Origin of the sequence: Arthrobacter sp. ZBG10, from assembly GCF_001238605.1 — a bacterium.
Classification (GTDB): domain Bacteria; phylum Actinomycetota; class Actinomycetes; order Actinomycetales; family Micrococcaceae; genus Arthrobacter.
Map to the genome: position 1 here is coordinate 18,908 of NZ_LFQH01000022.1, position 14,480 is coordinate 33,387.

Below are 14,480 nucleotides of genomic sequence, written 5' to 3' on the forward strand. Positions count from 1 at the left end.
GGCGGCTATCCCCAGCTGTGGCTAACCTGCCTGCCGGGCCTGTGGATGAAGTGTCCCGGGGGCCCGTTTTTCGAACCACACCCGTGTAATTATCCACAAGCCGATTGCCAGCTATCTTCTAGGCTTTTCATCCCCTAGAGTGGCTCAGTAGCCGATTATCCACGGACTGTGCATAACCCTGTGGATACAGCTGGGCCAGCCCCCTGGATTCCGGACTGGCTGCTGGCAATGCAGGCAAAGCAAGTTTTAGGGAACCGATTGATGACAGTAGACGAATCCAACCACGCCAATACTGTCGGAAGTTCCTGGCGGCGCGTTATCACCCTGCTGGAGCAGGACCACCGCGTTTCGCCCCGCCAGCGTGGTTTCGTCATTTTGGCCCAGGCCCAAGGCCTGATCGGATCCACCCTCCTGGTGGCCGTTCCCAATGAGCTCACCCGCGAAGTTCTGCAGACCCAGGTCAAGGACGCCTTGGACGACGCCCTGCATAACGTCTTTTCCGAGGACATCCGGTGCGCCATCGACGTGGACACCGATCTGGTTCCCCTGCACGCGGAGCCCGAACCCGTCGTCGAGCCTTCCTTCACTGCCGACCAGCTGATCGAGCAGAAGCCGCAGCCCATGCTGCCCAGCACCTCCCACGAGTTCGGCCGGCTCAACCCGAAGTATGTATTTGACACTTTTGTGATCGGCTCGTCGAACCGGTTTGCCCACGCCGCCGCAGTGGCCGTCGCCGAAGCCCCTGCCAAGGCCTACAACCCGCTTTTCATCTATGGCGATTCGGGCCTGGGCAAAACACACCTGCTGCACGCGATCGGGCATTATGCCCGCCGGCTGTACAGCGGCATCCGGGTCCGGTACGTCAACTCGGAGGAATTCACCAACGACTTCATCAACTCCATCCGGGATGACGAAGGCGCCAGCTTCAAGACCACGTACCGCAATGTGGATGTGCTCCTGATCGATGACATCCAGTTCCTGGCCGGCAAGGACCGGACGCTGGAGGAGTTCTTCCACACGTTCAACTCCCTGCATAACAACAACAAGCAGGTGGTCATCACCTCGGACCTGCCGCCCAAGCAACTGGCAGGTTTCGAAGACCGGATGAAGTCACGCTTCGAATGGGGCCTCCTGACGGACATCCAGCCCCCGGAACTGGAAACCCGCATCGCCATCCTCCGGAAGAAGGCCCTTAGCGAAGGGCTCTCCGCTCCGGACGACGCGCTGGAATACATCGCTTCCAAGATTTCCAGCAACATCCGCGAACTTGAGGGCGCCCTCATCCGGGTCACGGCCTTCGCCAGCCTGAACCGGCAGCCGGTCGATGTGGCACTCGCTGAGATGGTACTCAAGGACCTCATCACCGATGACGGGGCCCAGGAGATCACCTCGGCCCAGATCCTGCAGCAGACAGCTGAGTACTTCAAGCTCAGCATGGAAGAGCTGTGCAGCAAGTCCCGCACCCGGACCCTCGTCACGGCGCGCCAGATCGCCATGTACCTCTGCCGCGAGCTGACGGACATGTCATTGCCCAAGATCGGGCAGGAGCTCGGCGGCCGTGACCACACCACGGTGATCCACGCGGACCGGAAAATCCGTGAGCTGATGGCCGAACGCCGTGTGATCTACAACCAGGTGACAGAGCTGACCAACCGGATCAAGCAGCAGCAGCGCGACTCCTGACCGCGCTTCTCTTACCTTATTAACAGGCGCATGTGGATAAGCCTGTGGATAGTTAAGGGGACAACCGCGCTTAATGGGCTTAAAACCCTTAAGCCGCCTGTGGATCAGCAAACCGGGCAAAATTCTTATCCCCATCCACACCCTGTTTAAAACCTGCTCCACCCACAATCCGTGAACAGGGCTTAACCGCTGGAACGCGCGGCCAGCAGGGGTTATCCACAGTTTCCACAGCAGTTATTAACACTACTAATCCCAAAAAATTGAAATCCCTCAAACAACAAGTTCGTTCCCAGCACTTCGACCGTCCGGACCTGGCGGTCCGAACAGCTGGGTGGGAGACCCGGGGATGGGTTAATCCCGGATCTTCCGGCTAAGCTGTCAGCAGCGCTCCCATCCTTGGGTTTTCTTGTGGTTTCCGTCTGTGCGGACCATGCACGTCCGGGGTGTGGGCTCGACATTTTTTTGGGACCACCCCGGGGTGGTTTCGGGTTTCCAATGCATCAGCAATGAAAGGCGGCACCCTTCCGTGAAGTTCAGAGTCGATCGGGACGTCCTGGCAGAAGCCGTCACCTGGACAGCCCGGTCGTTGTCTCCGCGGCCACCCGTGCCCGTCCTGTCCGGCCTGCTCCTCAAGGCGGAGGCAGGCACTGTCAGTCTGTCGAGCTTCGATTACGAGACGTCAGCGCGGCTTGAAATTGCAGCGGACATCCGCGAAGAAGGCACCATCCTGGTGTCCGGACGGTTGCTGGCTGATATTTGCCGGAGCCTTCCGTCCGCGCCGGTGGATGTCGAAACGGATGGCAACAAAGTCACGCTGACCTGCCGCCGAAGCAGCTTCCACCTGGCCACCATGCCGGAGGCGGAATACCCGCCGCTGCCCGCTTTGCCCACCATCAGCGGTACGGTCCCGGGCGATGCCTTCGCCCAGGCTGTCTCGCAGGTCATTATCGCGGCGAGCAAGGATGACACCCTGCCCATCCTCACCGGCGTGCGGATGGAGATCGAGGATGACCTGATCACCCTGCTGGCCACCGACCGCTACCGGCTGGCCATGCGTGAAGTGCCGTGGAAGCCTGTCACTCCCGGCATCTCCACCAGCGCACTGGTGAAAGCGAAGACCCTGAACGAAGTTGCGAAGACGCTGGGCAACAGCGGCGACATCAACCTCGCCCTCGCCGACGACGACACCCGCCTGATCGGTTTCGAAAGCGGTGGCCGCACCACCACGTCGCTGCTGGTGGACGGCGACTACCCCAAGATCCGCTCGCTCTTCCCGGAATCGACGCCCATCCACGCGACCGTCCAGACCCAGGAGCTCGTCGAAGCAGTCCGTCGCGTGTCCCTGGTTGCCGAGCGCAACACTCCGGTCCGGCTTGCCTTCACCGAAGGTCAACTGAACCTTGATGCAGGCACCGGCGAGGACGCCCAGGCTTCCGAGGAACTTGAGGCCCAGCTTTCCGGTGAGGACATCACCGTGGCGTTCAACCCGCACTACCTGGTGGAAGGCCTGAGCGTCATTGAAACCAAGTTCGTCAGGTTCTCCTTCACCTCGGCGCCCAAGCCCGCGATGATCACCGCGCAGGCAGAGGCCGACGGCGACGACCAGGACGACTACCGCTACCTGGTTATGCCCGTCCGCCTTCCCAACTAGGCCCCATCGGATCCCAGCCTTCGCCAGCTCAGGCCGGGGCCCGCGCCGATGGGCCCCACCCACTGCACTTTGCGGTGGGCCCGGACTCCTGGTGCCAAACGACAACCCATCCCTAGCTCAGAAAAGAGTTCCACCTTGCACATTGGACTGATCGGCCTTGGCAAAATGGGTTTCAACATGCGCGAGCGGCTGCGCGTGGGTGGCATCGAGGTCACCGGTTTCGACCGGAACCCGGACGTCACCGATGTTGCCTCCGTCGAGGACCTCCTGGCAGCCGTCCCCACGCCCAGGATCATCTGGGTGATGGTTCCCTCCGGAGCCATCACCGATGCGGTCATCACCGAACTCGGGGACAAGCTTGACCAGGGCGACCTGGTGATCGACGGCGGGAATTCCCGCTTCACCGAGGACCAGAGGCATGGCGAAATTCTTGCCGCCAAAGGCATCCGGTTCGCTGACTGTGGTGTTTCCGGTGGCGTCTGGGGCCTGCAGAACGGCTACGGACTGATGGCCGGCGGCGCAGTCGAGGACATCCAACGCGCCCTGCCGGTCTTTGATGCACTCCGTCCCGAAGGCGACCGCGCGGACAGCTTCGTCCATGTTGGCGACGTCGGTGCCGGACACTACGCCAAAATGGTGCACAACGGAATCGAATACGGGCTGATGCAGGCCTACGCCGAAGGCTACGAGCTCCTCGCCGCGAAGGACATCATCACCGACCTGCCGGGAACCTTCCGGGCCTGGCAGAAGGGCACCGTGGTCCGGTCCTGGCTGCTGGACCTCATGGTCAAGGCCCTGGACGAGGACCCTGGCCTGGAAACGATCGATGACTACGTGGAGGATTCCGGCGAAGGCCGCTGGACCGTGGAGGAAGCCATCGCCAACGCCGTGCCGGCGCCGGCCATCACGGCAGCACTCTTCGCCAGGTTTGCCTCCCGCGAAGACACCTCGCCGGCCATGAAGATGGTCTCCGCACTCCGCCACCAGTTCGGCGGGCACGCCACCCGTCCAGCCAAGTAAGACCCAGCGGGGACCTCCGGGTCCCGGAATTGTCGAAGCCCGCGTGTACCTGGAACACCTTTCCCTGACCGATTTCCGCAGCTACGCGCAGGTTGACCTTGCCCTGCAACCCGGCGTCACCGTGCTGGTGGGGTCCAACGGGATCGGCAAAACCAATCTGATGGAAGCCATTGGGTACCTGGCAACCCTCAGCTCCCACCGGGTCAGCTCGGACGCCCCGCTGCTGCGGTTCGGGACCGAACGGGCCCTGGTCCGGGCCCGGCTGGTCCGCGGGGACCAAACCACCGTGCTGGAACTGGAAATCAACGCCGGCCGGGCCAACCGGGGCCGGATCAACCGGAGCAACCCGGTCCGGGCGCGGGACCTGTTGGGAATCTGCCAGACGGTCCTCTTTGCGCCCGAGGACCTGGCGTTGGTCAAGGGCGATCCGGCCAACCGGCGTCGGTTCCTCGATGAGTTGCTGGCCAGCCTCATTCCGCACCACGCCGCGACACGCAGCGACTATGACAGGGTGCTGAAACAACGCAACGCCCTGCTGAAATCCGCCCGCGCCGGCAGGTTCACGGCCGGCCACGAAGCCACCTTGGACGTTTGGGACCAGCACATGGCCGCCGCAGGAGCCGCCTTGCTGCACGCCCGGCTCGAACTCGTTGAACGCCTGCGTCCGCATCTGTCCCGCGCCTACGCGCAGCTGACGGACGAATCCAAGCCGGCCGATGCCATTTACCGTTCCTCGCTGCAGAACCAGATGGACGACGACGGCGCAACGGCTTCCGGAGTCCCAGGCCAGAACGGTCCGGCCGGGGCAGCCGGGGCCGAGGAGCTGCGGCAGCTCACCGTCGGGCAGCTCACTGAACGTTACGTGCAGGCCTTCCGGGAGTCCCGGAAGAAGGAACTTGAACGGGGGATTTCCCTGGTGGGCCCGCACCGGGACGAACTGGACCTGATCCTGGGCCAGGCCCCCGCCAAGGGCTACGCGTCCCACGGCGAAACCTGGTCCATGTGCCTGTCGCTGCGGCTGGCTTCGTATTACGTGATGCTCGATGACGCCCGGACCGGCGGCTCCGCACCTGTCCTGATCCTTGACGACGTGTTTGCCGAGCTGGACGTGCAGCGGCGGCGTAAACTTGCTGCAATAGTCGCCGGCGCCGAACAGGTCCTGGTGACTGCCGCCGTCGACGCCGACATCCCGGAAGAGCTGTCCGGCCGGCGGGTGACGGTCATCCCGGGAGGCATCGATGAGCAGGAGCAGTGAATCCGGCGGTGGGCTGCAGCCCGGCCGCGACCCGGATAACATCGACGCCCCGCAGGCTGCGCTGAACAGGATGCGCGAAGCCGCGGCCGCCCGCGGCGAAATCCGCCGGGCTGCGCCACGGGCCGGAGCCAAAAAAGCCAAAAGCGGCATCCGCGACACCCGGGGCTTCAGCCAGTTCCACTCAACGGGCCGGGATCCGCTGGGCCTGGGCAAAGTTGTGGGCAGGCTCGTCGCCGAGCGCGGCTGGACCTCCCCAGTGGCGGTGGGGTCGGTCATGGCCGAATGGGCCACCCTGGTGGGTCCCGAAATTTCGGCCCACTGCACGCCGGAGAGCTTCACCGACACGACCCTACATGTCCGTTGCGATTCCACTGCGTGGGCTACCCAGCTTCGCCTTCTCAGCATCAGCCTGCTGGAAAAATTCCGGCGGGAGCTGGGTGACGGTGTGGTGACCAGCATCCAGGTGCTGGGCCCGTCGGCGCCGAGTTGGCGCAAGGGCGGTCGGACCGTCAACGGCCGGGGCCCCCGCGATACGTACGGGTAGGCGGCGGTGCAACTCTTGATTGTCCGCCCTGCGGCGTGTAGAGCCACCAGCGGGTCAATGGGCGTATAGGCACCCAAAGGCAGGACCGCGAGGGCGCCCAAGGCGCGATCAACGGCCGCGCAGCGCCACATCAGCCGCCAGCCACGGCTCCGGAATGCGGGGAAACGCCCTACTTCGCGGTAGAATTACGGGAGAAAACTGGGCGCGGGTGAACGTTGACTGGGTCCGGACTCCGCGCATGTCCAGAATGCGGAGTACGGACCGCACCGTCGGCAGGCCACCGCGCCATCAGTTTGTGCCTGCTGGCAGGTCCCTCCCTGGTTGGGAGCGGACCATCCGGCCATCATCGAAAACAGAGGAGTCGACACCGCCTGTGGCTAACGACAATACCGAAATCCTGGCAGTTGACCCCGAGTTCGAGGATGCCCCCACACCGGATACCCCCGCGGAAGCCGTGACACCCCGCGAGTATGGTGCCAGCGACATCACGGTCCTTGAAGGACTTGAAGCCGTCCGGAAACGGCCGGGCATGTACATTGGCTCCACCGGTCCCCGCGGCCTGCACCACCTGGTCTACGAAGTGGTGGACAACTCCGTGGATGAGGCGCTGGCCGGCTACTGCTCGCACATCGAGATTGTCCTGCAGGCCGACGGCGGCGTGAAGGTCGTTGACGACGGCCGTGGCATTCCCGTTGACATGCACCCCACCGAACACAAACCCACCGTCGAGGTGGTGATGACCATCCTGCACGCCGGCGGCAAGTTCGGTGGCGGCGGCTACGCCGTCTCCGGCGGGCTGCACGGGGTGGGTATCTCCGTGGTCAACGCGCTTTCCCATCGGGTTGACACCGAGGTCCGCCGGCAGGGCCACGTCTGGCGGATGTCCTTCGCCCACGGCGGCAAGCCGCAGGGCGGACTGGTCCAGGGCGAGGAAACCGACCGGACGGGAACCACCCAGACGTTCTATGCGGACCCGGCCATCTTCGAAAGCACGGACTTCGACTTCGAAACCCTCCGTGCCCGGTTCCAGCAGATGGCCTTCCTCAACAAGGGCCTGCGCATCACGCTCACGGACGAGCGTGCCGCCGAAACCGCGGAGCCCGACGTCGACCTTGACCTGGATGCCGTGGCCACGGAAGGCGAAGTCAGCGCCGAGCACCGCACGGTGGTCTACCAGTACGACGACGGACTGCTGGACTATGTCAAGCACCTGAACTCAGGCAAAAAGGTGGACGTGGTCCACGAGGACGTCATCGCATTCGAAACCGAGGACAAGGAACGCCACATCGCCCTGGAAATGGCGATGCAGTGGACCAATGCGTACTCCGAGAGCGTCCACACCTACGCCAACACCATCAACACGCATGAGGGCGGCACGCACGAAGAGGGCTTCCGCGCCGCCATGACGTCCCTGATCAACCGCTATGCGCGGGAGAAGGGCATCATCAAGGAAAAAGACGACAACCTCACCGGTGATGACATCCGCGAAGGACTCACCGCCGTGATTTCGGTCAAGCTCGCCGAACCGCAGTTCGAAGGCCAGACCAAAACCAAGCTGGGCAACTCCGAGGTTAAGGGCTTTGTGCAGCGCGTGGTCACGGACGGCCTGGGCGACTGGCTCGAGCGCAACCCCGGCCCGGCCCGCGACGTCATCCGCAAGGCCATCTCGGCCGCCCAGGCCCGCATGGCCGCCCGGAAGGCGAGGGACAATGCCCGCCGCAAGAGCCCGCTGGAATCGTTTGGCATGCCCGGGAAGCTGTCCGACTGCTCCTCCAAGAACCCGGAAAAGTGCGAGGTCTACATCGTGGAGGGCGACTCCGCCGGTGGCTCCGCCAAGCGCGGCCGCAACCCCGAGACCCAGGCGATCCTGCCGCTCCGCGGCAAGATCCTGAATGTTGAGCGGGCGCGCCTGGACAAGGCCCTGGGAAACGCCGAAGTGCAGTCGATGATCACGGCCTTCGGAACCGGCATCGGTGAGGACTTCGACCTCTCAAAGCTCCGGTACCACAAGATTGTCCTGATGGCCGATGCCGACGTGGACGGACAGCACATCACAACACTGTTGATGACGCTGCTGTTCCGCTACATGCGTCCGCTGATCGAACACGGTTACGTGTACCTGGCCCAGCCGCCGCTGTACAGGATCAAGTGGTCCAATGCGGCCCACGACTACGTCTACAGCGACCGGGAACGCGACGCCAAGCTGGTGTCCGGCCAGGCTGCCGGCCGCCGGATCCCGAAAGACAATGGAATCCAGCGCTACAAGGGCCTTGGTGAGATGGACTACACCGAGCTTTGGGACACCACCATGGACCCGGATAACCGCACCTTGCTGCAGGTGACCATGGACGACGCCCTTGCGGCGGATCAGATCTTCTCAGTCCTGATGGGCGAGGACGTGGAATCACGCCGAAACTTCATCCAGCAGAACGCCAAGGACGTCAGGTTCCTGGATATCTAGGGCAAACCCCCTTACATATCCTCGACCCGACATATACCTGAAACGGAAAATATAAGATGAGCGACGAAACACCCGAGAACCCGGCCGCCGACGCCGGCACTCCGGATACCGTTCCCGCAGGCGACCTTGTGCTGGTGGACCGTGTGGAGCAGGTGGACCTGCAGACGGAAATGCAGCGCTCCTACCTGGATTACGCCATGGCCGTCATTGTGGGCCGCGCGCTGCCTGACGTCCGGGACGGCCTGAAGCCCGTCCACCGTCGTGTGCTGTACGCCATGTTCGACGGCGGCTACCGGCCGGAGCGTTCCTTTAACAAGTGCGCCCGCGTGGTGGGCGAAGTCATGGGCCAGTACCACCCCCACGGCGACACCGCGATCTACGATGCCCTGGTCCGCCTGATCCAGGACTGGACCATGCGCTACCCGCTGGCCCTGGGCCAGGGAAACTTCGGTTCGCCCGGCAACGACGGCGCCGCTGCACCCCGGTACACCGAAACGAAGATGGCCCATTTGGCCATGGAAATGGTTCGGGACATCGACGAGGAAACCGTCGACTTCCAGGACAACTACGACGGCAAGAACCAGGAACCCACCATCCTGCCGGCGCGGTTCCCCAACCTCCTGGTCAACGGTTCCTCCGGCATCGCCGTGGGTATGGCCACGAACATTCCGCCGCACAACCTCCGAGAGGTTGCCGACGGCGTCCAGTGGTACCTCGCCAACCCCGGAGCCAGCCGCGAAGAGCTCCTCGAAGAGCTCCTGCTGCGGGTCAAGGGACCCGATTTCCCCACCGGTGCCACGATCCTGGGCCACAAGGGCATCGAGGACGCCTACCGGACCGGCCGCGGTTCCGTCACCATGCGTGCCGTGGTCAACGTCGAGGAGCTCCAGGGCCGCACGTGCCTGGTGGTCACCGAACTGCCCTACCAGGCCAACCCGGACAACCTGGCCATCAAGATTGCCGAACTGGTCAAAGACGGCAAGATCTCCGGCATCGCGGACCTCCGCGATGAAACGTCGGGCCGCACCGGCCAGCGCCTGGTCATTGTGCTCAAACGTGACGCCGTGGCCAAGGTGGTCCTGAACAACCTTTACAAGCACACGGAGCTGCAGAGCAACTTCTCCGCCAACATGCTGGCGATTGTTGACGGCGTTCCGCGGACTTTGAGCCTGGATGCCTTCATCCGGCACTGGGTCACCCACCAGATGGACGTCATCGCACGCCGCACCCGGTACCGCCTGCGCAAGGCCGAAGAGGAAGCACACATCCTCCGCGCGCTGCTGAAGGCCCTGGACATGCTGGACGAGGTCATTGCCCTCATCCGCGCGTCCAACACCACCGAAGCGGCCCGCGACGGCCTGATGGAACTCCTGGATATCGACGAACTGCAGGCCCGGGCCATCCTGGACATGCAGCTGCGCCGCCTCGCCGCCCTGGAACGCCAGAAGATCCAGGACCGGCACTCCGAACTCGAAGCCCTGATCGCCGAGTACAACTCGATTCTGGCCTCCGAGGAGCGCCAGCGCGAAATCATCAGCACCGAACTCGCGGAAATCGTGAACAAGCACGGCGATGACCGGCGGACCCGGATCCTGATGGGCTTCGACGGCGACATGTCCATGGAAGACCTCATCCCCGAAGAGGAGATGGTGGTCACCATCACCCGCGGCGGCTACGTCAAGCGGACCCGCAGCGATAACTACCGCTCCCAGCAGCGCGGCGGCAAGGGCATCAAGGGCGCGCAGCTGCGCGGCGACGACGTGGTGGAACACTTCTTCGTCACCACCACCCACCATTGGCTGCTGTTCTTCACCAACCTGGGCCGGGTCTACCGGGCCAAGGCCTATGAACTGGTGGAGGCGGGCCGCGACGCCAAGGGCCAGCACGTGGCCAACCTGATGGCCTTCCAGCCGGACGAACACATCGCGCAGGTCCTTGACCTCCGCGACTACCAACAGGCGCCCTACCTGGTGCTCGCCACCAAGCGGGGCCTGGTCAAAAAGACCCGGCTTGAGGACTATGACACCAACCGGTCCGCCGGCGTCATCGCCATCAACCTGCGGGACAACGACGAACTGGTCTCGGCCCAGCTCGTGTCCGAGACCGACGACCTCCTGCTGGTGTCGCGCAAGGGCCAGTCGATCCGCTTCACCGCCACCGAGGATGCCCTGCGTCCCATGGGACGCGCCACCTCCGGCGTGACCGGCATGAAGTTCCGCGAAGAGGATGAACTGCTGGCCGCCAACGTCATCACCGACGGTTCGTTCGTTTTCATCGTGACCGAGGGCGGCTACGCCAAGCGGACCGCCGTCGAGGAATACCGCCTGCAGGGCCGTGGCGGCCTGGGCATCAAGGTGGCCAAGCTGGCGGAGGAACGCGGCGACCTGGTAGGTGCCCTGATCGTCCAGGAAGAGGATGAGGTCCTGGTGGTCATGGAAGGCGGCAAGGTGGTCCGCTCCTCCGTTTCAGGAGTCCCGGCCAAGGGCCGCGACACCATGGGTGTCATCTTCGCCAAACCGGACAAGAACGACCGGATCATCGAAGTGGCGCGCAACAGCGAACGTGGTCTCGAGGGCGAGGAATCGCCGGAGGATGACGTAACGTTGGCTGAAGATGGCGGGCCCGCCGGGGACGTCGCCGCGCAAGCATTGGCAGAAGAAGCACCGGCCGTTGAGTCTGAAGACTCCTCCGGCGACGAGCCGAACGAAGACAACACGGAGGTAACGAGTGAGTAATTCCGACTCATTTCCCAAGCCGAGCAGTTCTGCTCCCGATGGAAACCGGCCTTCGTCGGCTCCGCGGGTGAACGCCCCCCTCCGCCCGCAGCAGCGGCCGGCGGCTCCGGCGTCGGCCCCGGGCCAACGCCCCCAGGGTGCCCCGGGTGCCGGCGGCCAGCAGCGCCCCCAGCAGCCGTCCGGACAGGGCCAGCGGCCTTCACCGGGTGCCGGCCAGCGGCCCGCATCCGCAGGGCAGGGCCAGGGTAATCCCGGGCTGGTCAAGCCCGCTCCCAAGGCCAAAGTCCGCCGGGCCAGGCTCCTGGTCAGCAAGGTGGATCCCTGGTCCGTCCTGAAGATGGCGTTCCTGCTGTCCGTTGCCTTGGGAATTGTCACGGTGGTGGCAGCGATCGTGCTGTGGACCGTCCTGGACCTCACGGGCATCTTCGACCAGGTGGACAGCCTGCTGGGCACCCTGGCCGGGTCCGAAGGCGGCGGCTTCGAGCTGAAGAAGGTGGCTTCGCTGGGGCAGGTGGCGTCCTTTGCCACCATCATCGCCGTCGTCAACGTTGTGCTGCTGACAGCCCTGTCGATGCTGTCGGCCATTCTGTACAACATCTCCGCCACTTTGGTGGGCGGCATCGGCGTGACCCTTACCGACGACTAGAACCCCCCTTTGCGCCGGTCCCGGGCCGGCGCAAAGACCCGATTTGGGATCGGGCCGGGATGTGCTGTACAGTCATATCTCGGCCCGATGAGGCATCGGGGCGTATAGCTCAGGCGGTTAGAGCGCTTCGCTGATAACGAAGAGGTCCCAGGTTCAAGTCCTGGTACGCCCACGGAACCTGTGCAGGTTCAAGCGGAGGCTTGGTTGTGGTAACGCAATCAGGCCGGGATGGGGAGCATGTGAAGAAGTTGCTGGTTCTGGCAGCCGCAATCGCAGCCGCCCTTCTTTACCGCAAGGCACAGGTTTCCGAAGCCCGGAAAACAGTCTGGAGCCAGTCAACCGACACGGTCGACTAGCCCCGGAACCGGAACAGAAGCTGGTCAACAGTCTGCTGGTTCTGGGATATGATTATCGGGTTGCCACTTACGGGGGCATGGCGCAATTGGTAGCGCACCTGCTTTGCAAGCAGGGGGTTCGGGGTTCGAGTCCCCGTGCCTCCACCGTAAAAAAAGTCCCGGCCCGCAGAAATGCGGACCGGGACTTTTTGTTGTGCCGGGAAGGTTCCGATTCCTGCCGGCCCCGGCACACTAGTGTGGTGCAGTGACCTTCCTTCTTGCCACCCTGGGTGTCCTCGGTGTTGCCTCCTCCGGGCCGCTGATGGCCGCCACAATGGGTGCCACCAGCGTCAGCGCCCTGGCCATTGCCTTTTGGCGCAACGCCATCGGTGCGGCCGTGATGGCCACCCCCACCCTGGTCCGCACACCGCGCCAGTTTGGTCGGATCACCGGGCGCGAATTCCGGTGGTCGCTGGTGGCCGCTGCTGCGCTGGCGCTGCACTTCGCGTGCTTCATCACGTCACTGCAGCTCACATCGGTGGCGGCCGCCACGGCGCTGGTCTGCCTGCAGTCCGCCTGGATTGCCGTCTTCCAGCTGTTCCGTGGAACCCGGCACCGCTGGCAGGTGCTGGCCGGCCTGGGCGTGGCCTTCGGCGGGGTGGTGGCAATAACCGGCTTCGACATGGGTTCCTCGCCTGGGGCGCTGCTGGGTGACGTGCTGGCGGTGGCAGGAGGGGCGCTGGCCGGCGTCTACACGCTGGCTGGTGGTCAAGCCCGGCAGAGCATGACCACGGGAACCTATACAACGCTGTGCTACGGGATGTGCGCGGCCTTGGTGGCGGGCATGATGCTGATTTCCGGGCAGCCTCTCGCAGGCTTCGAAGCAACTGGCTGGCTGGGAATCGTTGCCATCACCGTATGCGCCCAGCTGGTGGGCCACACGGCCTTCAACCACCTGCTGGCCACGATGAGCCCGCTGCTGGTATCCATGATCATCCTGCTGGAAATCCCGGGAGCCGCCCTGCTGGCCGCGGTTTTCCTCAGCGAGCAGCTTCCCGCGGGAACGTATGCCGGGCTGGCCCTGATTATGGTGGGGCTTGCCATTGTGGTGCTGGGCCAGAAGTCCAGCCGGAACACGGGCAAAACCGATCAGGAGCCGGGCCAGGCGCTGCCGGGGCTTGGCACGGACTGACCGGTGTTACTGCCCGCCGCGGCGGGCGGGCTGCGCGGTGTTGACCGTGTGGATGGCACGGAGGATCTTTGCGGGGAAGTAGACCGAGAAGAACACCACCATGGGGGCTTTCAGTGCCATCTTCTTGACGTTGTGGGCCTTGTAGGTCCGGTCAAAGCGGGTGACGTAGTAGCGGTAGTCCCGGGGTGAGTCCTCCAGACGCCGTGCGGACATCCCGGAGACCATTTGCGGCCAGTACTGGACCTTGAGCCCGTGGTCGGCGAGATGCAGGGACAGGTCGATGTCCTCATGCATCTCGTCCTTCTCGTCCCGGCAGGTCTCGCTGCGGATGGTTTCCCAGGCCGTCGCACGGAGCGCCATGTTGGATCCGAAGAGGAAATGGTACTGCTGCTTGGCCAGCTTCAGCATCAGCTGGCGCATTTTGTCGTCCGCTTTCAGGCCGAACCTGCGCATGGGCATGTCGTAATACACCACAGGCCCGGTGGCTGCCTGGACCGACGGATCATGAAAGGCCCGCTGGACCTGTTCCACCCAGTCGGGCTCCACCACCGAATCGGCGTCGATCCGGCCCAGAATGTCACCCGTGGCGTGGTTCAGGCCGAAGTTCCGGGTGGGGATCAGGCCCTGGTCAGTGTCCTGGCTCAGGAGAATCACGCAACTCTCCGGGTATTCAAGCTGCATCTGCTGCACAATCGCGGCTGTCCGGTCAGTGGAGAGATTGTCCACCACGATGATCTCGTGGGCCGGCACGGACTGGTAGACGGCAGCAATGAGGCACTGCCGGATGACGCTCTCCTCGTTGTAGGCCGGGATAACGATGGACACGCGGGGCAGCACGGCTGCGTCGTTCAAGGCATCCCCAGAGGATTGATCGGCTGACATCAGCTTCAATGTAGCACCGTTCCCGTCCACGCCTGCCGGGGGCACCGGGCGTGGACCACAAAGGGCCCCGTCCGTG

Annotated in this window: 11 protein-coding genes and 2 tRNA genes; 12 read left to right on the plus strand and 1 reads right to left on the minus strand. The window is 64.0% G+C overall.

The window, feature by feature from the left end:
- Window positions 1-261: 261 nt before the first annotated feature.
- The 12 genes from dnaA to ACU18_RS05665 all read left to right on the plus strand — a co-directional run bounded on the left by dnaA (window position 262) and on the right by ACU18_RS05665 (window position 13,522).
- The gene (gene dnaA / locus ACU18_RS05615) at window positions 262-1,683 is read left to right on the plus strand and encodes a chromosomal replication initiator protein DnaA (RefSeq protein WP_050684551.1); all 1,422 of its coding nucleotides are present in this window, start codon (window positions 262-264) and stop codon (window positions 1,681-1,683) included.
- Window positions 1,684-2,209: 526 nt separating this feature from the next.
- Window positions 2,210-3,334, plus strand: coding sequence for a DNA polymerase III subunit beta (dnaN, locus tag ACU18_RS05620; RefSeq protein WP_050684552.1), 1,125 nt, complete (start codon window positions 2,210-2,212; stop codon window positions 3,332-3,334).
- 135 nt (window positions 3,335-3,469) lie between these two features.
- Window positions 3,470-4,354 carry a phosphogluconate dehydrogenase (NAD(+)-dependent, decarboxylating) gene (gene gnd, locus ACU18_RS05625; protein WP_050684553.1) on the plus strand — a complete coding sequence of 295 codons (885 nt, stop codon included), beginning with the start codon at window positions 3,470-3,472 and terminating at the stop codon, window positions 4,352-4,354.
- Window positions 4,355-4,397: 43 nt separating this feature from the next.
- Window positions 4,398-5,609: a DNA replication/repair protein RecF gene (gene recF, locus ACU18_RS05630; protein WP_050684554.1), complete on the plus strand. Its 1,212-nt coding sequence runs from the start codon at window positions 4,398-4,400 to the stop codon at window positions 5,607-5,609.
- Entirely contained in the window at window positions 5,593-6,153 is a 561-nt protein-coding gene (locus tag ACU18_RS05635) for a DUF721 domain-containing protein (RefSeq protein ID WP_050684555.1), read from the plus strand. The genes recF and ACU18_RS05635 overlap by 17 nt, the downstream gene beginning before the upstream one ends.
- Window positions 6,154-6,526: 373 nt before the next feature.
- Window positions 6,527-8,614, plus strand: a complete 2,088-nt coding sequence (gene gyrB, locus ACU18_RS05640) for a DNA topoisomerase (ATP-hydrolyzing) subunit B (RefSeq protein WP_050684556.1) — start codon at window positions 6,527-6,529, stop codon at window positions 8,612-8,614.
- 56 nt (window positions 8,615-8,670) lie between these two features.
- Window positions 8,671-11,349 carry a DNA gyrase subunit A gene (gyrA, locus tag ACU18_RS05645; RefSeq protein WP_050684557.1) on the plus strand — a complete coding sequence of 893 codons (2,679 nt, stop codon included), beginning with the start codon at window positions 8,671-8,673 and terminating at the stop codon, window positions 11,347-11,349.
- On the plus strand, window positions 11,342-11,995 hold the full coding sequence (locus tag ACU18_RS05650) for a DUF3566 domain-containing protein (RefSeq protein ID WP_050684558.1): 654 nt from the start codon (window positions 11,342-11,344) through the stop codon (window positions 11,993-11,995). The genes gyrA and ACU18_RS05650 overlap by 8 nt, the downstream gene beginning before the upstream one ends.
- Before the next feature lie 98 nt (window positions 11,996-12,093).
- Window positions 12,094-12,167: transfer RNA gene (locus tag ACU18_RS05655), tRNA-Ile, on the plus strand.
- Window positions 12,168-12,234: 67 nt separating this feature from the next.
- Window positions 12,235-12,351, plus strand: a complete 117-nt coding sequence (locus ACU18_RS20165) for a DLW-39 family protein (protein WP_231686012.1) — start codon at window positions 12,235-12,237, stop codon at window positions 12,349-12,351.
- A 71-nt stretch (window positions 12,352-12,422) separates the two neighbouring features.
- Window positions 12,423-12,495 (plus strand) — tRNA-Ala (locus tag ACU18_RS05660).
- Between the two features lie 100 nt (window positions 12,496-12,595).
- Window positions 12,596-13,522: a DMT family transporter gene (locus ACU18_RS05665; protein ID WP_050684559.1), complete on the plus strand. Its 927-nt coding sequence runs from the start codon at window positions 12,596-12,598 to the stop codon at window positions 13,520-13,522.
- A gap of 6 nt (window positions 13,523-13,528) precedes the next feature.
- Here ACU18_RS05665 and ACU18_RS05670 read toward each other — a convergent pair whose 3' ends face one another.
- Window positions 13,529-14,404, minus strand: coding sequence for a glycosyltransferase (locus ACU18_RS05670; RefSeq protein ID WP_050684560.1), 876 nt, complete (start codon window positions 14,402-14,404; stop codon window positions 13,529-13,531).
- Between the last annotated feature and the right edge of the window lie 76 nt (window positions 14,405-14,480).